This is a genomic window from Pseudomonas sp. NFACC02, from assembly GCF_900110765.1.
GTDB lineage: Bacteria > Pseudomonadota > Gammaproteobacteria > Pseudomonadales > Pseudomonadaceae > Aquipseudomonas.
Genome location: NZ_FOEO01000002.1, coordinates 192,562 through 216,517 on the forward strand (window position 1 = coordinate 192,562; position 23,956 = coordinate 216,517).

The 23,956-nt window shown below is 60.4% G+C and carries 18 protein-coding genes; 10 read left to right on the forward strand and 8 right to left on the reverse strand.

The genetic code is table 11. The features are described 5' to 3' along the window. Positions 1-48: 48 nt before the first annotated feature. On the forward strand, positions 49-312 hold the full coding sequence (locus BMY73_RS02900) for a DUF4404 family protein (RefSeq protein WP_092404905.1): 264 nt from the start codon (positions 49-51) through the stop codon (positions 310-312). Positions 313-398: 86 nt separating this feature from the next. Here BMY73_RS02900 and queF read toward each other — a convergent pair whose 3' ends face one another. Beyond that, entirely contained in the window at positions 399-1,229 is an 831-nt protein-coding gene (gene queF, locus BMY73_RS02905; RefSeq protein ID WP_092404907.1) for an NADPH-dependent 7-cyano-7-deazaguanine reductase QueF, read from the reverse strand. 90 nt (positions 1,230-1,319) lie between these two features. Beyond that, entirely contained in the window at positions 1,320-1,835 is a 516-nt protein-coding gene (locus tag BMY73_RS02910) for a copper-resistant cuproprotein CopI (protein ID WP_062380948.1), read from the reverse strand. A gap of 172 nt (positions 1,836-2,007) precedes the next feature. Here BMY73_RS02910 and BMY73_RS02915 point away from each other — a divergent pair, with 172 nt between their 5' ends. Next, positions 2,008-2,688: a heavy metal response regulator transcription factor gene (locus BMY73_RS02915; protein ID WP_092404909.1), complete on the forward strand. Its 681-nt coding sequence runs from the start codon at positions 2,008-2,010 to the stop codon at positions 2,686-2,688. Continuing rightward, positions 2,688-4,046, forward strand: a complete 1,359-nt coding sequence (locus tag BMY73_RS02920) for a heavy metal sensor histidine kinase (protein WP_092404911.1) — start codon at positions 2,688-2,690, stop codon at positions 4,044-4,046. Before BMY73_RS02915 ends, BMY73_RS02920 begins: the two co-directional genes overlap by 1 nt. A gap of 29 nt (positions 4,047-4,075) precedes the next feature. On the opposite strand, the gene BMY73_RS02925 is transcribed toward BMY73_RS02920, so the two are convergent. The 3 genes from BMY73_RS02925 to BMY73_RS02935 all read right to left on the reverse strand — a co-directional run bounded on the left by BMY73_RS02925 (position 4,076) and on the right by BMY73_RS02935 (position 7,340). After that, positions 4,076-5,320 carry a lipoprotein-releasing ABC transporter permease subunit gene (locus BMY73_RS02925; protein ID WP_092404913.1) on the reverse strand — a complete coding sequence of 415 codons (1,245 nt, stop codon included), beginning with the start codon at positions 5,318-5,320 and terminating at the stop codon, positions 4,076-4,078. Positions 5,321-5,398: 78 nt separating this feature from the next. After that, positions 5,399-6,082 carry a lipoprotein-releasing ABC transporter ATP-binding protein LolD gene (gene lolD / locus BMY73_RS02930; RefSeq protein WP_167362020.1) on the reverse strand — a complete coding sequence of 228 codons (684 nt, stop codon included), beginning with the start codon at positions 6,080-6,082 and terminating at the stop codon, positions 5,399-5,401. A gap of 7 nt (positions 6,083-6,089) precedes the next feature. Beyond that, positions 6,090-7,340 carry a lipoprotein-releasing ABC transporter permease subunit gene (locus BMY73_RS02935; protein WP_092404915.1) on the reverse strand — a complete coding sequence of 417 codons (1,251 nt, stop codon included), beginning with the start codon at positions 7,338-7,340 and terminating at the stop codon, positions 6,090-6,092. Between the two features lie 126 nt (positions 7,341-7,466). On the opposite strand from BMY73_RS02935, the gene BMY73_RS02940 reads away from it, so the two are divergent. Together BMY73_RS02940 and BMY73_RS02945 are read left to right on the forward strand one after the other, a co-directional pair. Then, on the forward strand, positions 7,467-8,054 hold the full coding sequence (locus tag BMY73_RS02940; protein WP_062380938.1) for a PilZ domain-containing protein: 588 nt from the start codon (positions 7,467-7,469) through the stop codon (positions 8,052-8,054). Between the two features lie 37 nt (positions 8,055-8,091). Further along, positions 8,092-8,814: a glycerophosphodiester phosphodiesterase gene (locus BMY73_RS02945; RefSeq protein WP_062380936.1), complete on the forward strand. Its 723-nt coding sequence runs from the start codon at positions 8,092-8,094 to the stop codon at positions 8,812-8,814. 42 nt (positions 8,815-8,856) lie between these two features. Here BMY73_RS02945 and sthA read toward each other — a convergent pair whose 3' ends face one another. Further along, positions 8,857-10,251 (reverse strand): Si-specific NAD(P)(+) transhydrogenase, encoded by a 1,395-nt coding sequence (gene sthA / locus BMY73_RS02950; RefSeq protein WP_062380934.1) that lies wholly within the window; start codon positions 10,249-10,251, stop codon positions 8,857-8,859. 374 nt (positions 10,252-10,625) lie between these two features. On the opposite strand from sthA, the gene BMY73_RS02955 reads away from it, so the two are divergent. Together BMY73_RS02955 and BMY73_RS02960 are read left to right on the forward strand one after the other, a co-directional pair. Continuing rightward, positions 10,626-11,192 (forward strand): chalcone isomerase family protein, encoded by a 567-nt coding sequence (locus tag BMY73_RS02955; protein ID WP_092404917.1) that lies wholly within the window; start codon positions 10,626-10,628, stop codon positions 11,190-11,192. 247 nt (positions 11,193-11,439) lie between these two features. Continuing rightward, positions 11,440-12,732 carry an MFS transporter gene (locus tag BMY73_RS02960; RefSeq protein ID WP_092404919.1) on the forward strand — a complete coding sequence of 431 codons (1,293 nt, stop codon included), beginning with the start codon at positions 11,440-11,442 and terminating at the stop codon, positions 12,730-12,732. Between the two features lie 1,055 nt (positions 12,733-13,787). On the opposite strand, the gene BMY73_RS02965 is transcribed toward BMY73_RS02960, so the two are convergent. Beyond that, on the reverse strand, positions 13,788-15,251 hold the full coding sequence (locus tag BMY73_RS02965) for a glyceraldehyde-3-phosphate dehydrogenase (protein ID WP_062380929.1): 1,464 nt from the start codon (positions 15,249-15,251) through the stop codon (positions 13,788-13,790). Between the two features lie 169 nt (positions 15,252-15,420). Between BMY73_RS02965 and mfd the strand changes: the two genes are divergently transcribed. From mfd to BMY73_RS02980, 3 genes are read left to right on the forward strand one after another with little or no spacing between them, the layout of a single operon-like run. Next, a complete protein-coding gene (mfd, locus tag BMY73_RS02970) occupies positions 15,421-18,885 on the forward strand; it encodes a transcription-repair coupling factor (RefSeq protein ID WP_092404921.1) in 3,465 nt (1,154 codons plus the stop codon). Positions 18,886-18,894: 9 nt separating this feature from the next. Further along, positions 18,895-19,431, forward strand: a complete 537-nt coding sequence (locus BMY73_RS02975; protein WP_092404923.1) for a CsiV family protein — start codon at positions 18,895-18,897, stop codon at positions 19,429-19,431. A gap of 13 nt (positions 19,432-19,444) precedes the next feature. Further along, positions 19,445-22,150 carry a DEAD/DEAH box helicase gene (locus BMY73_RS02980; protein WP_092404925.1) on the forward strand — a complete coding sequence of 902 codons (2,706 nt, stop codon included), beginning with the start codon at positions 19,445-19,447 and terminating at the stop codon, positions 22,148-22,150. Here the strand turns inward: BMY73_RS02980 and BMY73_RS02985 are convergent. Beyond that, positions 22,147-23,805, reverse strand: a complete 1,659-nt coding sequence (locus BMY73_RS02985; RefSeq protein WP_092404927.1) for a VRR-NUC domain-containing protein — start codon at positions 23,803-23,805, stop codon at positions 22,147-22,149. The two genes, BMY73_RS02980 and BMY73_RS02985, sit on opposite strands and share 4 nt — an antisense overlap. Positions 23,806-23,956 lie beyond the last annotated feature (151 nt).

A 23,956-nucleotide genomic window follows, 5' to 3' on the forward strand; every position in this document is an offset into this window, starting at 1 on the left:
CCGACGCATTGCGGTCCATGCTGAGACTATCCATGAAGGGAGCACCCTATGCCCGCCCGCGAACTGCAAGAACAACTCAATACCCTGCGCGAGCAACTGGAGCAGAATCCGCCGCTGACCGAGGAGGAACGCACTGACCTGCATGCGCTGATGGCGGAAATTCAAGCAGAGATCGCCCTTGAAACCGCGACCCCGGACAATAACCTGGCCGATGGCGTGAACCTGGCCGTCGAGCGTTTCGAGCTCGAACATCCCGGGATTGCAGGCACCCTGCGCAACATCGTGCAGACGCTGGGCAATATCGGCATCTGAAATGCCCGAGGCCTCAAACGAAAAGCCCGTCGTGATGACAGGCTTTTTAGTGTCCAGTGAAGTCAGGCCCCTTGCAGCATCGCCTGTTATTGGCGCGCCAGCCGCCCGTTTTCCAGTGTGAGCGTTTCGGTGCTGCGGTACGGATTGATGTCCAGCCCGCCGCGGCGCACATAACGCGCGGACACGGTGAGTTTTTCGGGCTTGAGCAACCGCTGCAGGTCCATGAAGATGCGCTCAACGCATTGCTCATGGAAGTCCGAGTGCTGGCGGAAACTGACGATGTACGCCAGAAAGCTCGCATGATCCAGCGCTGCCCCCCGATACTCCACTGCAACGCTGCCCCAGTCCGGCTGACGGGTGACCGGGCAATTGGATTTGAGCAGATGGCTGTGCAGCGACTCCTCGATGACTCGCGACTCGTCGCACCGCAGCAACTCAGGCTGCGGCCGGTCATAACTGCGGATGGTCACGTCCAGGTCGTCGACGCAAACCCCTGGCACCGGCACGATGCCCTCGGCTTCGATGTCCTTGAGCGAACGAATGCGTACGCCCACCGGCTTGCCCGCTGCGCCCGACAGGTCCTTCTCCAGAGTGGCCACCAATTCCGCATGCGAGGCGAACGGCGTCTGGTTCAATGAATTCAGGTAGAGCTTGAAGGATTTGGACTCGATGATATTGGGCGAATCGGCCGGAATGCAGAACTCGCCAATGGCAACCACTGGCTTGCCGGAAGGCAACAACCAGGAGAGCTCGTAGCAATTCCAGAAATCGACGCCTTGATACGGCAACGTCTCGGCTGTCAGCCCAAGCTCCGCCCATTTGGCGGTGCGGGGAATCGGAAACAGCAGCGACGGCGTATAAGTGGCGATGTATTCGCTGGACTTGCCCAGCGGCGAGTGTTCGGCTGCGGGATGCATGGCGGGACCTGAACCTGAAAGCGGATGTGAGGGACTGAGTTGAAAATCCTGACCGCGAAGTTTATAGGTTTTGTCCCGCCCTTTCAGCGATTAGTGGTCAATCGCGATTTTTCCGACCATGCCGGCCTGATAATGGCCGGGAATATTGCAGGCAAACTCAAGGTCGGTGGCTTTGGTGAAGGTCCAGGTCAGCTCGGCGGTTTTGCCAGGCTCGACCAGCACACTGTTCGGATCGTCATGCTTCATAGCCATGTCGCCATGATCCATGCCCGCCATACCGTCGTGTTTCATGCCGGTCGACGTCAGCATGCCACTGGCGACCATCTTGAGCATCTCCTGCTGATGCGCCGCGTGCATGGCCGCGTCACCCAGGTTGAACTCGTGGAGCAACTGCCCCTTGTTAACCAGCACGAAGCGCACGGTTTCCCCTTCCTTGACGGTCAGGGACTTGGGTTCGAAATACATGTCGCCCAGGGTCAGCTCGAGGGTGCGGGTTGCCTGGTCGGCCTTGGCCGGATGGCCGAAAGCGAAATGCTCCCCGGGGGACGCCAGGGACGACAGGCTCACGCCCAGTAACACGGCTGCGGCGGTCAAACGAGCAAACATGTGAATCTCCGGTCAACGACAATCGATGAAACCAAGGTAGACCGCTGCCACTGGCAATCAGCTGACCGCAAGATTACAACTTTGTAAGCTTGACCACCGCCCGCGCCGGTCGCGCTATAAAGCGTCACCGCGAAACCCACTGTCCAGGGACATGACGAGCCATGAGTGCCCCATGAAATTACTGATCGTCGAAGATCAAGCGAAAACGGGCCAATACCTGCGCCAGGGCCTGACCGAAGCCGGTTTCACGACCGAATGGGTGGCCGACGGCGCCAACGGCCAACTGCTGGCGCTGACGGGAGACTACGCGTTGCTGATTCTGGACGTGATGCTGCCCGGTCGTGACGGTTGGCAGATTCTGCATGCGGTACGCAGCGCGGGACTGGACACGCCGGTGCTGTTTCTGACCGCCCGCGACGCGGTGGAGGACCGTGTACGCGGCCTGGAACTGGGCGCCGACGACTACCTGATCAAACCCTTCGCATTCTCCGAATTGCTGGCCCGCGTGCGCAGCCTGTTACGCCGTGGCAGCAGCGCCAGCCAGGAAACTCATCTGCAACTGGCAGACCTGCGACTGGACCTGCTGCGTCGTCGCGTCGAACGCAATGGTCAACGCATCGACCTGACCGCCAAGGAGTTCGCGCTTCTGGAGTTGATGCTCCGTCGCCAAGGGGAAGTCCTGCCCAAATCGCTGATCGCCTCGCAGGTCTGGGACATGAACTTCGACAGCGACACCAATGTGATCGAGGTGGCCATCCGACGGTTGCGCCTCAAGGTTGACGACGACTACCCCAACAAGCTGATTCATACGGTGCGTGGCATGGGCTACGTCCTTGAAGAGCGCAACCTCTGATGTTCAAACGCATCTCCCTGGGGACCCGCCTCGCCCTGCTGTTTGCTGCCTGCACCGCCACGGTTTCGTTGACCGCCGGCGTGTTGTTCAACCGCGCCAGCGAAACGCATTTCATGGAGCTGGACCAGCAACTGCTGGACAGCAAGTTACCGGCACTGCGCGAACTCCTGAACGGCGTGTCCAGCGCCGATCAGCTCGACCCGAAAAAACCGGCGCTGCTCAGTGAGCTTGCGCGCTCACCTGACCTGGCGATGCAGGTTCGTAAACAGGACGGGGCGCTCTGGTTCGACAGCCTGTCCCCGTCGACGACGCTGGCCGGCGTGCAGCCGGGTTTACACACCTTGTCCGACAACGGCACGGCCTACCGCGCCTACACGGTTGCGCTGAATCCCGCCCGGCAGGAGTCGCCACAGTTGACCCTGCTGCTGGACATCACCCACCACCAGCATTTTCTGCAGCGCATGCAGCACCTGATCTGGCTGACCGTGGGCTTGTCGGCGCTGGCCACTGCGTTACTGGGCGCGTGGGCCGCCCGCAGTGGCTTGCGTCCCTTGCGCAAGATGAGCGAAATCGCCGCCAGCGTATCGGCCAGTTCGCTGACCACGCGCTTGCCGCTCAACGACATGCCGGTTGAGCTGGCGGAGCTCACTCAGGCGTTCAACGCCATGTTGGCGCGTCTGGACGACGCGTTTCAGCGCCTGTCTGCGTTTTCAGCCGACATTGCCCATGAACTTCGTACGCCGCTGTCGAACCTTCTTACCCATACCCAAGTCACGCTCACCCGCCCACGGGACCTTGAAGCGTACCGCGATGCGCTGCTGGGCAATCTGGAGGAGCTGCAGGGAATGGCACAGATGGTCAACGACATGTTGTACCTGGCCAAGGCCGAGCACGGGCTGCTGAACCCTCATCGTGAGCCACTGAACCTGGCGGAAGAAACCGACGCGCTGCTGGAGTTCTTCCTGCCGTTGGCGGAAGAGCTTCACGTGCAACTGATCCGACAAGGCGACGCACGGTTGGCCGGCGATCGCCCGATGCTGCGCCGCGCGCTGTCAAACCTGTTGGACAACGCCTTGCGCTTCACATCGCCACACGGTCGAGTGGTGGTCAGGCTGGACGCCGCGCCCCGCCAAGCGCTCATCACGATAGAGAACACCGGTGAGACGATCCCGCCGGAGGCTCTGCCCCGACTGTTCGACCGGTTTTACCGCGCGGACCCGGCCCGCCACGAAGGCAACCGTGAACATGCGGGACTGGGTCTGGCGATTACCCGATCGATCATCAACGCCCATCGCGGGACGATCAGGTGTGAGTCACAGGACGGAGTGACGCGGTTTTTGATCGAGTTGCCGACATGAGTTGAACCTGTAGGACTCGAAGCAACCGCTTACTCGTACCGCAATGCATGCGCCGGCTGAATCTGTGCCGCACGGTAGGCCGGATAGATCGTCGCCAGAAAGCTGAGAATGAAGCCGGCACTGCAAATCAGCGCCACGTCACTGCCTTCCAGATGCGACGGCAGGTTGCTGATGAAGTACACATCGGAGGTAAAGATGTGCTGGCCGGTCACCCGCTCTACCCAACCCACCAACTGGCTGACGTTGATCGCCGCAATCACGCCCAGCACACCCCCGATGACGGTGCCTACAACGCCGATCACCGTACCCTGCACCATGAAGATGGTCATGATCTGCCGGGGTGTGGCACCAATGGTCCGCAAGATGGCGATGTCCGCGCCTTTGTCGTTCACCACCATGATCAATGTGGCGATGATGTTGAACGCAGCGACGGCCACGATCATCAACAGCAGCAGGCCGATCATGGTTTTTTCCATCTTCATCGCGCTGAACAGACTGCCCTGCGTGTGCGTCCAGTCATCGGCCTTGTAGTCAGCGCCCAACCCGGCCGCGATGGCCGCCGAGACTTGAGGCGCTGCGTACAGGTCGGTCAACGCAAGGCGCACGCCCTGCACCTGATTGGGCTGCCAGCGTTGAATGGCCGCGGCATCCGCCACGTTGACCAGCGCCATGGAGCCGTCCAGCTCCGCGCCCACCTTGAACACACCGACCACGGTCAGCCTTTGCAGACGCGGCGTGATGCCGCCCGGATCGCTGCTGATTTCCGGCACGATCAGGGTAATCTTGTCACCGACGTTCAGGCGAAAGCGCCGCGCGGTGATCTCACCGATCACCACACCGAACTCACCGGCTTTCAGGTCCTGAAGCCGGCCCTGGACGATGTGTTGAGTGACGATGGAAACCTTCGACTCCAGCGCGGGATCGACACCGTTGATCTCGATCGGCTGCATGGTGCCTTTATAAGAAAGCATGCCGTCCATTTGCGTAAACGGTACGGCTGCCGTGACCTGCGGGTTCTTCATCGCCGCGTCCGCGGCCGGTTTCCAGTCATCCAGCGGCTTGACCCCGTCGATCACCGCGTGCGGAACCATCCCCAGGATGCGCGAGCTCATTTCCTGCTGGAAGCCGTTCATCACGGACAGCACCACGATCATCGCCAGTACGCCCAGCGCCAGCCCGATCATCGACGTCATCGAAATGAACGAGATGAAGTGGTTGCGTCGCTTGGCGCGGGTGTAGCGCGTGCCAATAAAGATGGATAACGGTCTGAACATTCGTGGAGCACCGTAGCTAAAAGCAGCTAAAAGTAAAAAACCGCCGCTGCCGAAAAACCCGGCAGCGGGTTGCTGGCATCACGCCTCGACCAGACGACCTTCTTCCAGTCGCCATACGCGGTCCATCTGACGGGCCAAGGCCATGTCGTGAGTCACCACCAGAAACGCGGTCCGCGATGAGGTGCTCAGTTCCAGCATCAGGTCCTGAATGCCTTGCGCAGTATGGGAATCAAGGTTGCCGGTCGGTTCGTCGAGCATCACCAACCCCGGCTGGTTGACCAGTGCGCGGGCAATCGCTACACGCTGGCGCTCACCGCCTGACAGCTCAGAAGGCTTGTGCGCCAGACGATGCTTGAGCCCTACCCGTTCCAGCAATGCCGTGGCACGTTGACGGGCTTCCGGAATCGGGGTCTTGCCGATCAGCAGCGGCATGCAGACGTTTTCCAGTGCGGTGAACTCAGGCAGCAGATGGTGAAACTGGTACACGAAACCCAGTGCGCGGTTGCGCAGCAGTCCACGGGCCTTTTCATTCAGTGCGGACAACTCTTCACCGGCCAGCCAGACACTGCCTTCGGTGGGTGTGTCCAGACCGCCCAGCAGGTTGAGCAAGGTACTTTTGCCCGACCCCGAACTGCCGACGATCGCCACGCGCTCTCCAGGGTGCAGTTCCAGTTGCAGGCCCGACAACACAACCACGGACTCGGGGCCTTCCTCGTAGGACTTGCCCAGGTTGCGGCAACTCAGTACAGCTTTATCACTCATGCCCGACTCACTCATAACGTAGCGCCTCCGCCGGCTGGGTGCGCGCGGCACGCCAGGCCGGATACAGGGTGGCGAGGAAACTCAGGACCAAAGCCGCACCGCAGACCAGCAGCACGTCTTCAGCCATCAATTGTGAAGGCAGATAGTCGATGAAGTAGACATCCGCGTTGAGAAACTTGTGACCGATCAGGCCTTCCAGCGCCGAAATCGCCGAGCTGACGTTGAGCGCGGCCAGAATGCCGATACCGGCACCTGCCAGCGTGCCGACGACGCCGATCACCGTGCCTTGAACCATGAAGATGCGCATGATCTGACCCGGCGTGGCGCCGAGCGTACGCAGGATCGCGATGTCACCGCGCTTGTCGTTGACCACCATCACCAACGTGGAAATGATGTTGAACGCCGCCACCGCCACGATCAGCAACAGCAGCAGGCCAATGATGGATTTTTCCATGCCGATGGCCTGATACAGGTTGCCGTGGGTGCGGGTCCAGTCACGGGAGTAATACTGGTGCTCGCCCAGGCTCTGGGCAATCTCGTAGGCTGTGCGCGGGGCCTTGAACAGATCGGTGAACTTCAGGCGCAGCCCCTGGACCTGATCAGGCTTCCAGCGATGCAGACGTGCCAGGTCCTGCAGGTTGGTCACACCGAGGTACCCGTCCAGCTCGCCGGCGCCGACGTGAAAGATGCCGACCACAGTGAAGCGCTTCATGCGCGGAAACATGCCGGCCGGGGTGACCATCACTTCAGGCGACACGAACGTCACCTTATCGCCAACACCCACGCCCAGCTTGGTCGCTGCCTTGTCGCCAATGACCACGCCAAAGCCGCCTGACACCAGATCGTCAAGACTGCCCTGTTTCATGAACCCGTCGATAATCGAAACTTTGCGTTCCTGAACCGGGTCGATGGCATTAAGCAGGATTTTCTGCACGTTGCCATTGTTGGTCAGCAAACCCTGCATCTGGGTGAAAGGCGCGACGGCCTCCACTTGCGGATTTTGTTTGACGCGGGCGGCCAGGGCTTGCCAGTCACTGATCGGCTCGCCGGATTCGATGGTCGCGTGGGGAACCATGCCCAGGACGCGGGTGCGCATCTCATGATCGAAACCGTTCATGACCGATAAGACGACTATCATCACCACAACGCCGAGGGCGAGACCGATCATCGACGTCAGGGAAATGAAGGAGACAAAATGATTACGGCGTTTTGCACGGGTGTAACGCGTGCCGATGAATACAAAAAGAGGTCTGAACATGTAGGGGCTTGTTCGGAGGAATGGGAACGTCCTTGTGGCGAGCCTTGGCCGGCAGCTTTACACTCAAATCGCTGAGTAACGATTGCGAGCAACCACTCTGACAACCGCCGCTACCATGGGTTCGCCATGTCGACATTAGATCAAGAAGAACGCCGCGAATACTACCGTATCGAGGACAGCGTCGCACTGGAAATTCAACACATTCCAGGTCCCGGCATGGCCGATGAACATCCCCATGACACCAGCTCGACACTCTTCGACCTGCTGAGCGAGTTGCACGTCGCCGAATTCGAATCCCAGCATCTGCTGCGTCAGCTGGACGATCGCGACCGCACGACCAACAGCTTCCTGCGGGCCATGAGCAAGCGCATCGACCTGCTCGGCCAAGTGGTCGCGCAAACCGTGCTGGGCAGGCTGGGCGCCCCGCAAAAGGTGATCATGTCCGAAGGCGGCTTGCAATTCGAGTCCCCGCAGCCTTTCCCTGTCGGCAGTCTGCTGTCGGTCAAAATGGTGCTGATGCCGCAAGCCTCCGGGATGATGCTGCGCGCCAGAGTGACCCAGTGTCACGCGTTGACCATCGGCGATTTCGAGATCGGCACGGAATGGATCGACCTCAGTGACGCCCAGCGCCAGTTGCTCGCCCGACACATCCTGCAACGACAAGCTGCACAACGGCGGCTGGCGCGTGAGCAGAACGCTCCTGATATGAAATGAACCGACCATTGCCTTAGCGCGCTTTCGAGGAACAATTGTGACCTTAATTTACGGCCACCGCGGCGCCAAGGGCGAAGCACCGGAAAACACCCTGACCAGCTTTCAGGAATGCCTCAACCACGGGGTCAAACGTTGCGAACTGGACCTGCACCTGTCTCGCGACGGTGAGCTTATGGTGATTCATGACCCCACCCTGAAACGCACCACTGACCGACGCGGCAAGGTGGTCGAACATGACGCCGCCGACCTGGTGACTTACGACGCTCGAAAAGGCGGCCCCGGCTGGGTGCAGCCGTGCCCGATCCCGCGACTCGAAGAACTGTTCGAGAAGTGCGCGTTCGATCACTGGCAACTGGAGGTCAAAAGCGCTTCACGTACGCGCGCAGCGACCACGGTGCTGGCGATTCGCGAAATGGCCCAGCGTCACGGCCTGCTGGACAAGGTCACCATTACGTCGAGTTCCCGGGAAGTCCTGCGCGCGGCCCTGGAGCTCACGCCTGACCTGTCGCGTGGACTGGTTGCCGAATACGCATGGCTGGATCCGCTGAAAGTTGCGGTGGGTTACGGGTGCGAGATCCTGGCGCTGAACTGGACGCTGTGCACGCCGGAACGCCTGAAAAAAGCTCAGGCACTGGGCCTGCATGTGTCGGTGTGGACCGTCAACGAGCCTGCACTGATGCGCAGACTCGCCGACTTCGGCGTTGACAGCCTGATTACAGACTTTCCCGGTTTGGCCACTGCCACGCTCGAGAATTACTGAAATCGGTCTCCCCGGCCGGCTCAGGCCACCGGCCGGAGCCGCTCAAAAAAGCCGGTTGAGGCCATCGTACGCCGCTACCCGATAGGCTTCGGCCATGGTCGGGTAGTTAAACGTCGTGTTAACGAAATATTTGAGGCTGTTCGCTTCACCCTGCTGGTTCATGATTGCCTGGCCGATGTGTACGATCTCGGACGCCTGGTCGCCGAAGCAGTGAACGCCGAGGATCTGCAGGGTTTCGCGATGGAAAAGGATTTTCAGCATGCCCACCGGCTCGCCTGAAATCTGTGCCCTTGCCATGCCCTTAAAGAAGGCTTTGCCCACTTCGTATGGGACCTTGGCAATGGTCAGATCGTGTTCGTTCTGGCCGATCGAGCTGATTTCCGGAATGGTGTAAATGCCGGTCGGCACGTCATTGACGAACCGCCACGCACCATTGTCGACGGCGCTGCCCGAGGCCGAACGACCCTGGTCGTACGCGGCACTGGCCAGGCTCGGCCAGCCAATCACGTCGCCCGCGCCGTAGATGTTCGGTTGACTGGTGCGGTAGGCCTCGTCGACTTCAATCTGACCACGACCGTTGGCTTTGATACCAACGTTTTCCAGGCCCAGCTTGTCGGTGTTGCCCGTACGGCCGTTGCACCACAGCAACGCATCGGCCTTGACCTTCTTGCCCGACTTCAGGTGCAGCACAACGCCGTTGTCCAGACCTTCGACCCGCTCGTACTCTTCGTTGTGGCGAACCATCACGTTGTTGTTGCTGAAGTGATAACTCAAACCCTGGGAAATTTCCGAGTCGAGGAAGCTCAGCAGTTGATCGCGGTTGTCGATCAGCTCGATATCCACCCCCAGCCCACTGAAGATCGACGCGTATTCGCAGCCGATCACGCCGGCACCATAGATGATCAATTTACGCGGGGTATGGTTGAGGCTGAGGATGGTGTCGCTGTCGTAGATACGCTTGTGGGAAAAGTCGATATCGGCCGGGCGATACGGACGCGAGCCCGTGGCGATAATGATCTGGTTGGCCACCAGCTTTTCCATGACACCGGTGTTGCACACCACGTCGACGGTACGTTCGTCCGCGAAACTGCCGGTGCCGAAGAACACGTCGACGCGGTTGCGCGCGTAATAACCGGTACGAGAAGCCACTTGTTTGTTGATGACTTTTTCGGCGTTTTTCAACACATCCGGGAACGAGAACCAGCGCGGCTCGCCAATGGCCCGGAACATCGGATTGGTATTGAACTGGATGATCTGCTTGACCGAGTGACGCAACGCCTTGGACGGGATTGTGCCCAAGTGAGTGCAGTTGCCGCCGACCTGCCGACGGCTGTCGACCATGGCTACCTTGCGCCCAGCCTTGGCGGCGTTCATTGCCGCGCCTTCTCCAGCTGGGCCGGAACCCAGTACCACTACGTCGTAGTTGTAGACAGCCATGCGTACTCCTTAGAACAGGCCGAGGCGCCACTCTGGCGTCTCTGGCTAAATCACGCCGCGGCCGGCGGCATGAGAATCGAAACTCGCGGCGCAGTCTAATCGTGCAGCGTCGCGGGGAACATTAACCCTTGGTCGCGTCACAGGCCAATTTTGTCTGCGGCAAGGGTCACTCGACCGCGCAAAACGCCGGCCTAACGCCGAATTGCTGCGGATGATAAATCCCTTGCCCTTATGAATCCTAAAAAAACCTGCAATTTTTGTGGGCTGCCGCTGAATTCCGACGTTCATTCACAGGCAGTCACCCACTCGCTGTCGCCGCAGCGCGCGGAAAGTGTCATACCCTTACGGGAGATCTTTCGAAAAAGGGCGCGATCATGCGACACCGCTTCATTCACTGGGTGCTGTTACTGGGACTAGTGTGCAGCGCACAGGCCATGGCCTCTCAGGCGGACCTGCTCAAGCAGGCCAACTTTCCGGCGCGCCTTGACGGGCAAAGCCCGGCGCTGGAGCGCAAGAATCAGGCGATTCTCACTTACCTGTGGACCGATGTTTACGCCGCGGCGTTTTACGCGGAACCGTCGATGACCGCCCGGCAGGCGGTTTTCACCCAGACACCTCAGAAGCTGGAGCTGTTTTATTTTCGCGACATCGATCGTGAGGACGTGCTCAAGGCCGCCAACGCCACACTTGAGCGCCAACAAACCAAAGAAACGCTCGCACGACTAAGGCCCGAACTGGACCGACTCCACCGCAGCTTTCAGGACATCAAGCGAGGCGACCGTTACGGCCTGAGCTGGGACCGCACTGATGGCCTTGACCTCACCCGCAACGGCAAGGTGATCTTCGCCAGCCCTGACCCGGAACTGGCGAAGGCCTACTTCGCGATCTGGCTCGCGCCGGACGGTTTATCGTCCGATCTGCGCGAAGCCTTATTGAAATAAACGAACCCCCGGCGCCCGTCGGGGCTTCAATCGAGCCCCCAGCTTGAACGCGACATAAAACCGCATTGCATTTCATCGCGACAGTCTGCCGCCGAGGCCCGCGACTGCCCGAATTAATTGCCATTCGCCACTTTTACACATATCGTTACAAATCTGCATTGATCGAGACCCCGCTCGAACGGCGCAGGAGAGGACGCATAACTACAAACGGATCCCCCAGCTAGACAGCCTAAGTGAGTAATTCCAGATGGCCTCGAACACAGGCAAAGGCAAGGCGATATTTCGCGTTGTCAGCGGCAACTTCCTTGAAATGTTTGACTTCATGGTCTATGGCTTTTACGCCACGGCCATCGCCAAGACCTTCTTCCCGGCCGACAGTGAATTCGCCTCGCTGATGCTTTCGCTGGCGACGTTCGGCGCCGGCTTCCTGATGCGCCCACTGGGTGCGATTTTCCTCGGCGCCTACATTGACCACCACGGCCGTAAAAAGGGCCTGATCATTACCCTCGCCATGATGGCCATGGGCACCATCCTGATTGCCGCCGTGCCGGGTTACGCGACCTTGGGTGTGGCGGCGCCGCTGCTGGTGTTGGTCGGCCGTCTGCTGCAAGGCTTCTCCGCCGGCGTGGAACTGGGCGGTGTTTCGGTCTATCTGGCTGAAATCTCCACTCCGGGCCGCAAAGGCTTCTTCGTCAGTTGGCAGTCCGCCAGCCAGCAAGCCGCCGTGGTGTTCGCCGGTCTGTTGGGTGTGGGCCTGAACCATTGGCTGAGCCCGGAAGAAATGGGTCAATGGGGATGGCGCGTGCCGTTTCTGATCGGGTGCATGATCGTTCCGGCGATTTTCGTTATCCGCCGTTCGCTGGAAGAAACCCCTGAGTTTGAAGCCCGCGCACGCAAACACCGCCCGACCATGGGCGAAGTCATGAAGTCGATTGGTTCGAACTTCGGCCTGGTCATCGCGGGCATGGCGCTGGTGGTCATGACCACCGTGTCGTTTTACCTGATCACCGCGTACACGCCGACGTTCGGCAAGAACGAACTGCACCTGTCTGACCTGGACAGCCTGCTGGTCACCGTGTGCGTGGGCATTTCGAACTTCATCTGGCTGCCGGTGATGGGTTCGCTGTCGGACAAGATCGGCCGCAAGCCGCTGCTGCTGGCAGCGACGATTCTGGCCATTGTCACCGCCTACCCTGCGCTGTCCTGGCTGACCTCGAACCCGAGCTTCGTCAATCTGTTGATGGTCGAGCTGTGGTTGTCGTTCCTCTACGGCTCGTACAACGGCGCGATGGTGGTTTCGCTGACCGAGATCATGCCGGTGGAAGTCCGCACCACCGGGTTTTCTCTGGCGTATAGCCTGGCGACGGCGACCTTCGGTGGTTTCACGCCAGCGGCCTGTACGTATCTGATTCACGTGCTGGACAACAAGGCTGCACCGGGCATCTGGTTGAGTGGCGCTGCGGTGTTGGGCCTGATTGCTACGCTGGTGCTGTTCCGTAAGGGTCAGACGCGTATTCAGGGTGTGCCAGCGGCCGGTTGAATATCGAGTCGTTGTGACGCTTGAGCGAAAGACGCCCCGACTGGTTCGGGGCTTTTTTTGGTGCTGATTTTGGGTGCACATTTTGTGTTTGTAGTGACGCTTATTTTTTGGTGCTGCCTAACGGCAGACCTGTGGCATTGGTATTGTGGGCAGATCCATTTTCTCGGGTGGCGCCGATTCACCTTTCCGTCCCTCCGGCGGGTCACTTTTGAAAAGGCCCCAAAAGTAACCAAAAGTGCCCAGCTCCTGGTTTGGCCCGACTTCGTCGGGTACCCGCACTCCGACGACGCTCCGTGGGCCCGCGCCGAACGGGCATCCATGCCCTGACGGCGCTCTCGCGGCATCCTTGCCGCTCGACCCACTGCGCGTCGCCTGCGTTTGGCCTGCACCCAAGTCGCGTTTTGCGGCGTTTGGGCCATTGATGTCCAAAAGCAAAATCAGAAGCAGAAGCAGAAGCAGAAGCAGAACTGTCAGATTGATGCGGTCTCTGTAGGAGCGCGGCTTGTCCCGCGATCTGCCGGGAACCGGCAGCAAGTCCGGTGCATGCGGTGTACCAGGTACAACGGAGTTGCCTGATTTTGCTACCGCTGCGCGGCAGATCGCGGGACAAGCCACGCTCCTACAGGATTCGCGCTATCCGATGCTTTTGCTTTTGCTTTTGCTCTTCCTGCCTCGCCAGGCCAGACGCCACAAAACGCGACTTGGGTGCAGGCCAAGCGCAGACGACGCGCAGTGGGCCGAGCGGCATGGATGCCGCGAGAGCGCCGTCAGGACATGGATGTCCGTTCGGCGCGGGCCCACGGAGCGTCGTCGGAGTGCGGGTACCCGACGAAGTCGGGCCTAACCAGGAGCCAGGACACTTGGTTACTTGGTGTCTTTTCAAGTAACCCGCCGAAGGCGGAACGCTTCTGCCGTTAGGCAGAACCAAAAATAAGCGTCACTACAAACGCCAAATGTGCACCCAAAATCAGCACCAAAAAAAACGCCCCGAACCAGTCGGGGCGTTTTCATGTGGCGTCATCTTGCAGCGTGAAACTCGCCGCTCAAAGCCGCTTTTACTTCGGGAACGCCGGCGGATTAACGCCCGCCATGTCTTCCATTACGCGAACCACCTGGCAGCTGTAACCGAATTCGTTGTCGTACCAAACGTACAGAACAACGCGGTTGTCGTTGCAAATGGTCGCTTCAGCGTCCACTACGCCCGCATGACGCGAGCCCACGAAGTCAGTGGAAACCACTTCCTGCGAATGTACGAAGTCGATCTGCTTGTGCAGGTCCGAATACAAGGCGGTGTGGCGCAGGTACTCGTTCATTTCCTCGCGGGTGGTCGCGGTGCCCAGGTTCAGGTTCAGGATGGCCATCGACACGTTCGGCGTCGGAACACGGATCGCATTACCGGTCAGCTTGCCCGCCAGTTCAGGCAGCGCCTTGGCAGCCGCTGTCGCAGCACCGGTCTCGGTGATGACCATGTTCAGCGCGGCGCTACGGCCACGGCGGTCGCCTTTGTGGAAGTTGTCGATCAGGTTCTGGTCGTTGGTGTACGAGTGAACCGTTTCAACGTGACCGTTGACGATACCGAACTTGTCGTTGACGGCCTTGAGGACCGGAACGATGGCGTTGGTGGTGCAGGACGCCGCGGAGATGATCTTGTCATCGGCGGTGATCTGCTGGTGGTTGATGCCGTGAACGATGTTCTTCAGCTTGCCTTTGCCCGGTGCGGTCAACACCACGCGGTCGATACCCGGGCACTGCAGGTGCTGGCCCAGACCGTCGGCATCACGCCAGACGCCGGTGTTGTCGACCAGCAGCGCGTCCTTGATGCCGTACTGGGTGTAATCCACCTCGGTCGGGTTCTTGGCGTAGATCACCTGAATCAGGTTGCCGTTGGCGGTGATGGTGTTGTTCGCTTCGTCGATGGTGATGGTGCCATCGAACGGACCGTGCACCGAATCACGACGCAGCAGGCTTGCACGCTTGACCAGATCGTTCTCGGCGCCTTTGCGCACGACGATGGCGCGCAGACGCAGGCCGTCGCCACCACCGGTTTTTTCGATCAGGATCCGTGCCAGCAGACGACCGATACGGCCGAAGCCGTACAGCACGACGTCAGTGCCTTTGCGACTGCCGGAGTTCTGTTGACCGACGATTTCAGCCATTTCCTCACGGACGAACTGCTCGGCCGTGCGGCCGTTGGCTTCGGCCTTGTATTTCACGGCCAGCTTGCCCAGGTCCACCGACGCGGCACCCAGTTTGAGCTCGCTCATCGCCTTGATGAGCGGGAAAGTCTCGTGTACGGACAACTCGGTTGCGTCTGCCTGACGGTGACGCGCAAAGCGGTGAGCTTTGAGAATCGCGATGACTGAACGGTTGATCAGGGTGCGGCCATAGATCGAACTCACCACATTGTTATTGCGGTAGAGCTGACCGATAAGCGGGATCATCGCCTCGGCGAGCGCTTCACGATCAATCCATTCACCAAGACACTGGTCGGGCTTCTGAGTCACGGGAACCTTCCACATGTAGGGGCTGAAAAAAGGGACTACATTATGCCCAAGCCTTTGTTTATGAGCAATCCAGTGTTTTGACATCTCGGAGCACTACATAAATCGGCGAGCACAAAACTGACAGCGGATTCCCGATTTAGTTACAATCCCCGGCTTTGCCGCAACGCCTGGAGCTTTATCTTCCGTGCCCGTTCTGCGCCTACCGATTCTCCCTGCTGCCGCAGGCAAACAACATTGGGGCAACCTGCCCGGTGCCGCTCAAAGCCTGGCCATCGCCGAGGCCGCCAGCGCGGCGAAACGCTTCACCCTGCTTTTGACCGCCGACAGCCAAAGCGCCGAGCGACTCGAGCAGGAACTGAAGTTTTTCGCCCCCCAGCTTCCGGTGCTGCATTTCCCTGACTGGGAAACCCTGCCCTACGACCTGTTCTCGCCGCATCAGGACATCATCTCCCAGCGCATCGCCAGCCTGTATCGGCTGCCCGAACTGGAACATGGTGTGCTGGTCGTGCCGATCACCACGGCCCTGCACCGCCTGGCGCCGACCAGTTTCCTGCTCGGCAGCAGCCTGGTGCTCGACGTCGGCCAGAAGCTCGATGTCGAAGCCATGCGCACGCGGCTCGAAGCCAGCGGTTATCGCTACGTCGACACGGTGTACGAGCACGGCGAGTTCACGGTGCGTGGCGCGCTGATCGACCTGTTCCCGATGGGCAGCAAACTGCCCTACCGGATCGACCTGTTCGACGATGAAATCGAAACCCTGCGCACCTTCGAGCCGGAAACCCAGCGTTCCATCGACAAGGTCGATTCGGTGCGCCTCTTGCCGGCCAAGGAATTCCCGCTGCAGAAGGAAGCCGTCACCCGTTTCAAGGCGCGTTTCCGCGAGCGGTTCGACGTTGATTTCCGCCGCAGCCCGATCTTTCAGGATTTGAACAGCGGCATCACGCCGGCCGGTATCGAGTACTACATCCCGCTGTTCTTCGAGGAAACCTCCACGCTGTTCGACTACCTGCCACAGGACACCCAGGTGTTCTCGCTGCCGGGCATCGAGCAGGCGGCGGAAACGTTCTGGAAGGATGTGCGCAACCGCTACGAAGAGCGCCGCGTCGACCCTGACCGACCGCTGCTGCCGCCTGCCGAGTTGTTCTTGCCGGTGGAAGACTGTTTCGCGCGCCTCAAAAGCTGGCCACGGGTGGTCACCAGTCAGGACGACGTCGAAACGGGCGTCGGCCGCGAACGTTTCCCGGCGCAGGCGTTGCCAAACCTGGCGATTGAAGCCAAGGCCAGCGAACCGTTGGCCGCATTGGCGAACTTTCTCGACGAATTCCCCGGACGTGTACTGTTCACGGCCGAATCCGCCGGGCGTCGCGAAGTGCTGCTGGAGTTGCTGGAGCGCCTGAAACTGCGCCCGAAAACCCTCGACAGCTGGCAGGAATTCGTCGACAGCAAAGACCGGCTGGCGATCACCATCGCGCCGCTGGACGAAGGCCTGGTCCTGGACCAGCCGGCCCTGGCGCTGGTCGCCGAAAGTCCGCTGTTCGGGCAGCGGGTGATGCAGCGTCGTCGCCGCGAGAAACGCGCGGACGGCCACTCCAGCGACGCGGTCATCAAGAACCTTGCCGAGTTGCGCGAAGGCGCGCCGGTGGTGCACATCGACCACGGCGTCGGGCGCTATCTGGGCCTTGCCACGCTGGAAGTGGAAAACCAGGTCGCTGAATTCCTGATGCTGGCCTACGCCGAGGACGCTAAGCTGTATGTCCCGGTCGCCAACCTGCATTTGATCGCACGCTACACCGGCAGCGACGACGAGCTGGCGCCGCTGCACCGTCTGGGCTCCGAAGCCTGGCAGAAAGCCAAGCGCAAGGCGGCCGAACAGGTGCGCGACGTGGCGGCCGAGCTGCTGGATATTTATGCCCGCCGCGCCGCGCGAGAGGGTTACGCGTTCGCCGATCCGAAGCTCGATTACGAAACCTTCAGCGCCGGTTTCCCGTTCGAGGAAACCCCGGACCAGCAGACCACCATCGAAGCGGTGCGCGCCGACATGCTGGCGCCCAAACCGATGGACCGTCTGGTCTGCGGCGACGTCGGTTTCGGCAAGACCGAAGTGGCGATGCGCGCGGCGTTCATCGCCGTACACGGCGGCAAGCAGGTCGCGATCCTGGTGCCGACCACCCTGCTCGCCCAACAGCACTACAACAGCTTTCGCGACCGTTTCGCTGACTGGCCGGTGACCGTTGAAGTCATGAGCCGCTTCAAGTCGGCCAAGGAAATCAACGCGGCTGTTGCCGATCTGGCGGAGGGCAAGATCGACATCGTCATCGGCACCCACAAGCTGCTGCAAGACGACGTCAAGATCAAGAATCTGGGGCTGGTGATCATCGACGAAGAGCACCGTTTCGGTGTCCGTCAGAAAGAACAGCTCAAGGCGCTGCGCAGCGAAGTCGACATCCTGACCCTGACCGCCACGCCGATCCCGCGGACCCTGAACATGGCCGTGGCCGGCATGCGCGATCTGTCGATCATCGCCACACCGCCTGCGCGTCGCCTGTCGGTGCGCACCTTTGTCATGGAGCAGAACAAGCCGACCGTCAAAGAAGCGCTGCTGCGTGAGCTGCTGCGCGGCGGTCAGGTCTATTACCTGCACAACGACGTGAAGACCATCGAGAAGTGCGCCGCCGACCTCGCCGAGCTGGTGCCCGAGGCGCGCATCGGCATCGGTCATGGCCAGATGCATGAACGCGACCTCGAACAGGTAATGAGCGACTTCTACCACAAGCGTTTCAACGTGCTGATTGCCTCGACCATCATCGAAACCGGGATCGACGTGCCAAGCGCCAACACCATCATCATCGAGCGCGCCGACAAGTTTGGCCTGGCCCAACTGCACCAGTTGCGCGGTCGGGTCGGACGCAGTCACCACCAGGCGTATGCCTACCTGCTGACGCCGCCGCGCAAACAGATCACGCCCGACGCCGAGAAGCGCCTGGAGGCGATTGCCAACACGCAGGATCTGGGCGCGGGCTTCGTGCTGGCGACCAACGACCTGGAAATCCGTGGCGCCGGCGAACTGCTGGGCGAAGGCCAGAGCGGGCAGATCCAGGCGGTGGGCTTCACCCTTTATATGGAAATGCTCGAGCGCGCGGTGAAGTCGATCCGCAAGGGCGAACAACCGAACCTGGATCAGCCGCTCGGCGGTGGACCGGAAGTCAACCTGCGGGTGCCAGGCCTGATCCCCGAGGATTACCTGCCCGATGTGCATGCCCGCCTGATTCTGTACAAGCGCATTGCCAACGCCGCCGACGAGGAAGGCCTGAAAGACCTGCAGGTGGAGATGATCGACCGCTTCGGCCTGCTGCCGGAACCGACCAAAAACCTGGTGCGCATGACCTCGCTCAAGCTCAAGGCCGAGCAACTGGGCATTAAAAAGGTCGACGCCGGGCCGCAGGGTGGACGAATCGAATTCGGCGCCGATACTCCAGTAGATCCGCTGGCGCTGATCAAGTTGATTCAGGGGCAACCCAATCGCTACAAATTCGAAGGCGCCACGCTGTTCAAATTCACGGTGCCGATGGAGCGTCCCGAGGAGCGCTTCAATACGCTGGAAGCGCTCTTCGAACGTCTGACCCCGCCGCCTTCAAAACAATCGGCTTAAGGATTCACCATGCGCCTGCTTCACTCGCTCACCCTGCTGCTGGTGCTGTTCGCCCCTGCGGCATTCGCCGATGGTACGTATCAGGTGGAACTGATCCTGTTCCGCCAGAACGGCGAACCGGCGGCGACCAACCAGCCCGCACCGGAGGACTGGGCGGCTGGCGCACGGAAACTGGAACCCAACGATCAGGCGGCCACGGCGCTCGACACACTGGTGGGCAAGCTGCAATCCAGCGAGGGCTATAAAGTGCTGCTGCATCGCGCCTGGCAACAGGACCTCAGCGCGACACCGAGCAAGGTGGCGATCAGCAATGGCCAGGAACAGTTTGGCCACTACCCCATCGAGGGCACGGTCAGCCTGAGTCTGGCGCGCTTTACCGATATCGACGCCAACTTCTGGGTCAATCAACTCGACGACCATGGTGTGCTGGTGACCAGCGAACGCATGCGTCAGGCGACCCGCGTCAGAAACGGTGAATTGACCTACCTGGACAACGGGAGCCTGGCGATGTTGATCAAGGTTTCTCCTCTTCAAGCACCGCGTTGACGTAGGGCAAGACGTGTCATCCTCATTGGAAAAAGCCCTGGCGCTGCCATGGGAACCATTGTTCAAGGCGCAAAGCGTGGAACGCGGGCTCGACTATGCCCGGCAGAAACGCGTGACCCTCGATCACATCAGCGCTGATGTGGTGCGCACCGTTTGCCGTGGTTCCAGCCTGGAAACCTACACCCAGACCCTGCTGTTCAAAGACCCCGACCGTACCCGTAATTTCATCGTCGGCAAATGCACCTGCCCGGTCAGAAACAACTGCAAGCATTGTGCGGCCGCGTTGTTTTTCCTGCAGGATCCGGAAAACAGGCCGGCGATCGCGGCGGCGGCGGGCAATCTGAATGGCGCGCGCAAGCCGGTGGTCGAGAAAAAACCCGCTCTGCCGGTCAAGCTGTTGAAAGGCGTTGAGCCACAGCCGCGCCTGATCCTGGCCAGTTTTGAGTTCAGTGCCTACGAGCCCCGCAACGGCAAGATGCAGCGGCACATTCAGCACCGCGCCGCCCTGGCGTTTCGCTACCGCGAGATGTTTGTCTCGGGGGTGCCCAGCCCCGGCCGCTCCAGTGACGTTCTCTGGCACCTGAAAGAAGAAACCATCCGCATGCGCCGTGTGCTGGACCGCGAGGCGCAGTACCGAAAACAGCTACAAGACATGGGCTTTCGCATCGCCACCCGGCAGAGCAAAGCCTTGCCCGACAGCGCTGGTGAAATGTTCGAGCTGCCATCCGACAAAGCCTGGCTGAGCTTCATGCTTGACGAGCTGCCCGTGCTGCGCGAGCAAGGCTGGCAGATCGAGATGAATCCAGACTTCGTTTTTGACGTGACGCCGGTGGACGACTGGTACGCCACGGTCGACGAAGAACCGGAGCGGGACTGGTTCGACCTGGAACTGGGGATCATCGTCAATGGCGAACGCCTGAGCCTGTTGCCGATCCTGATCAATCTGCTGCGCACGCACCCCGAATTGATGACGCTCAATGGCATCGCCAAACGGCGTGATGACGAACAGTTATTGGTCCAGCTCAATCACTTCACCCAGCGTGGCGGCGTGCCGATTCAGGTCGCTCTGCCCTACGGCCGTCTGAAAACCGTGCTGGCAACGCTCGGCGATTTCTACTGGCGTGAAGACGGCAATACCGCGATTCGCCTCAGCACCGCCGACGCGGCGCGGCTCAAGCCGCTCGATGCCATGCCGTTGCTGTGGCAAGGCGGCGACCGGATCCGGCAGTTTTCCGAGCGGCTCGTCAACATCAAAGACACACAGGTCACGGTTCCCGAAGGCCTCAACGCCACGTTGCGGCCGTATCAGCTGGAAGGGTTGAGCTGGATGCAGGCCCTGCGCGAACTGGAGGTCGGCGGTGTGCTGGCCGATGACATGGGCCTGGGCAAAACCCTGCAGACGCTGGCGCATCTGCTGCTGGAAAAGCAGGACGGGCGTCTGGATTGTCCGGCGCTGGCGGTCATGCCAACCAGCCTGATCCCCAACTGGGTGGACGAAGCGAAACACTTCACGCCGCAGCTCAACGTACTGGCGTTGTATGGCGCGAACCGCCATCAGGACTACGAAAGCCTTCAGGACTACGACCTGATCCTCACCACCTACGCGCTTCTGCCCCGGGACGTTGAGCTGCTGAGCAAACAACTGCTGCACGTACTGGTGCTCGACGAAGCGCAGTACATCAAGAATCCCAACAGCAAGGCGGCGCAGGCCGCTCGCCAGCTCAACGCCCGTCAGCGCCTGTGCCTGAGTGGAACGCCGCTGGAAAACCACCTGGGCGAGCTGTGGTCGCTGTTCCACTTCCTGATGCCCGGCTGGCTGGGCGACGTCAAGCAATTCACCGTCAATTACCGCACACCCATTGAGCGGCTGGGCGACAACGAGCGTCTTCAACACCTGAACGCACGGATCAAACCCTTTCTGTTGCGACGCACCAAAGAACAGGTCGCCACCGAACTGCCGCCCAAGACCGAAATCGTGCACTGGGTCGAGCTCAACGATGCACAGCGCGATGTCTACGAGACCATGCGCCTGGCCATGGACAAAAAAGTCCGCGACGAGATCACCCGTAAGGGCGCTGCGCGCAGCCAGATCATCATTCTGGAGGCGTTGCTCAAGCTGCGACAGGTCTGTTGCGACTTGCGACTGGTCAACAGCGTGCCCCCCAACCCTCGCCACTCCACCTCGGCGAAGCTGCAAAGCCTGATCGAGATGGTGGAAGAACTGTTGGCGGAAGACCGTAAGATCCTGCTGTTTTCTCAGTTCACGTCGATGCTCGAGTTGATCGAAGTCGAACTGAAGCAACGCGGGATCGAATACGCGTTGTTGACCGGCAGGACCAAGGACCGTCGAACGCCTGTAGAGGACTTCCAGAGCGGCAAACGCTCGATTTTCCTGATCAGCCTCAAGGCCGGCGGTACGGGTCTGAACCTGACGACGGCCGACACGGTGATCCACTACGACCCCTGGTGGAACCCGGCCGCCGAAAATCAGGCCACCGACCGGGCCTATCGCATCGGCCAGGAAAAACCGGTCTTCGTCTACAAGATGATCGCGCGGGGCACCGTGGAGGAGAAAATCCAGCACCTGCAGCAAGAAAAGCGAGCGTTGGCATCCGGTGTGCTGGACGGGCGTGCGGCGGGAGACTGGAAACTGCAGGACGAGGACATCGAAGCGTTGTTCGCACCCCTGCCCTTGCCGCCCAAAAAAGTGAAGCGCTAACCCGTCAGCACGGATTGCTCAGCCCACTGGACATAACACACCACCACCGGCATCTCATGCTCGGCACAGAAATCCAGCCACCGCAGCTGGTTGTCCTGCAACCGGTCGCCCGGGCCTTTGACTTCGATCATTCGGTAACTGCGCTGCTCGGGGTAAAACTGGATCAGGTCGGGCATGCCGGTGCGATTGGCCTTGATGTCTTGCAGCAGACGGCGGAACCAGCGTTTGAGGTGGTGCGCGGGCAGGCAACGTAGCGCTTGCTCGAGCAGCTCCGGCGTGAGCGTGCCCCAGAACACAAAGGGTGATTGCAGGCCGAACTTTTCGACGTAATGCTGCCGGATCGCCGCGTGATAGCGTCCGTCATCCAGTTGCGCCAGACAGGCGTCGAACAGCGCCGCACGACGCTGATAGAAGTCGGGGCTGTACAGGTCGCTGGGAGCACTGTGAAACGGGTGGAAGAACGCGCCCGGCAGCGGCGCGAAAATCGCGGGCCAGCACAACAGACCGAACAGCGAGTTGATCAGCGCATTCTCGACGTAATGCACCTCACTGCCCGCTTCGGCCAGGTGCTCCTGAATCAGTCGTTCGACGCTGCATTCCGGCAACGGGACCACGCTCAGGTCCAGTCGAGTGACCGCACGTGTGGTCCGTCGTCGAACTCCGCCCTGCCCCAACTTGCGTTGCAGGCGCGGCTGAATGCGCAGCAGGTGCTGGGTTTCCTCATCGTTTTCAGGCGCCGACTGGGCGTGCTGCAAAAGGGCCATGGCTTCGGCATGGCGCTCGGTTCGCTCCAGCACGCGAATCCTGCGGACCCGAGCGCCGGGATAACTGGAGTGCGCGTACACGCTCAACGCCAGCGGCCAGTCCTGCTCACGCTCGGCCTGGTAACCGATCTGGAACAGCAGCTTGGCACGGCGCATGGCCAGCCAAGGGTTCGCCGTGTCGACGCTCATCGCCTGGTCCGCCAGTTCGTGCAGCACCGCGCCTTCGTCCAGCGCCTGGCGGCAAGCATGCAGGTGCAGGCAGATGTCGATGTCTTCACGTCGGCTTATTCCACGCGACTCGACGGAAAATTCGACTTTTTCGTAGCGATAGATGCCCAGATCCGCCAGCACGAACTCGGACCATTCTTGATACAGATTGCCGAAATACAACAAACGCAGGCGGTCGCACAGCGGCATGATCTGCAACCCGAAGACCACGTCATCAAGGTCTGCGAACCACTGAACCAACGGTTGGGCGTGCTCGTACAGCGGCAGCAATCGCTCCAGCAGATGTGCTTTTTTCTCCGTGCTCCTGACCCCGTGATCCTTGAAACAGCGCCCGAGTTCGTCCTTGCGCAGCAGCGCGAATAACGCGTGAAGGTCCAGATGAGGCTGCCCATCCACCCATCCACACTCCAGCAGTGAGGCGGCGGCGAGCCGCACGTCACCGATCTCGGCATAATTCAGCTTGCTGGCGCGAAACAGCGTGCCTTTGCGCATGACCATCCGCACCAGCAACGCTTGTGAAGGCTGCGAGAGACGAGCAAAGTGCCCGATGAACCGACGCTCGTCATCATCGAGCAAATCGTCGTAGCGTTGACCAATCCAGCTCAGGACCTGGCGAAAGTTCTCCAGATAATAGAACGGGTTGTCGAGGGGGAAAGTGCTCACGGCGCGATCACGTTACGGCAAAAAGAAAGGCGTCAGGATACTGTTTATCCGTACAGATTCCAGCCCCTTGTTGCCATCAGTCGGCGCTGGCCTGATCAACGGCAGTCCCTGACCTGAACCGTTAGAATGGTTGCCTTCGTCTTTTCAGGGA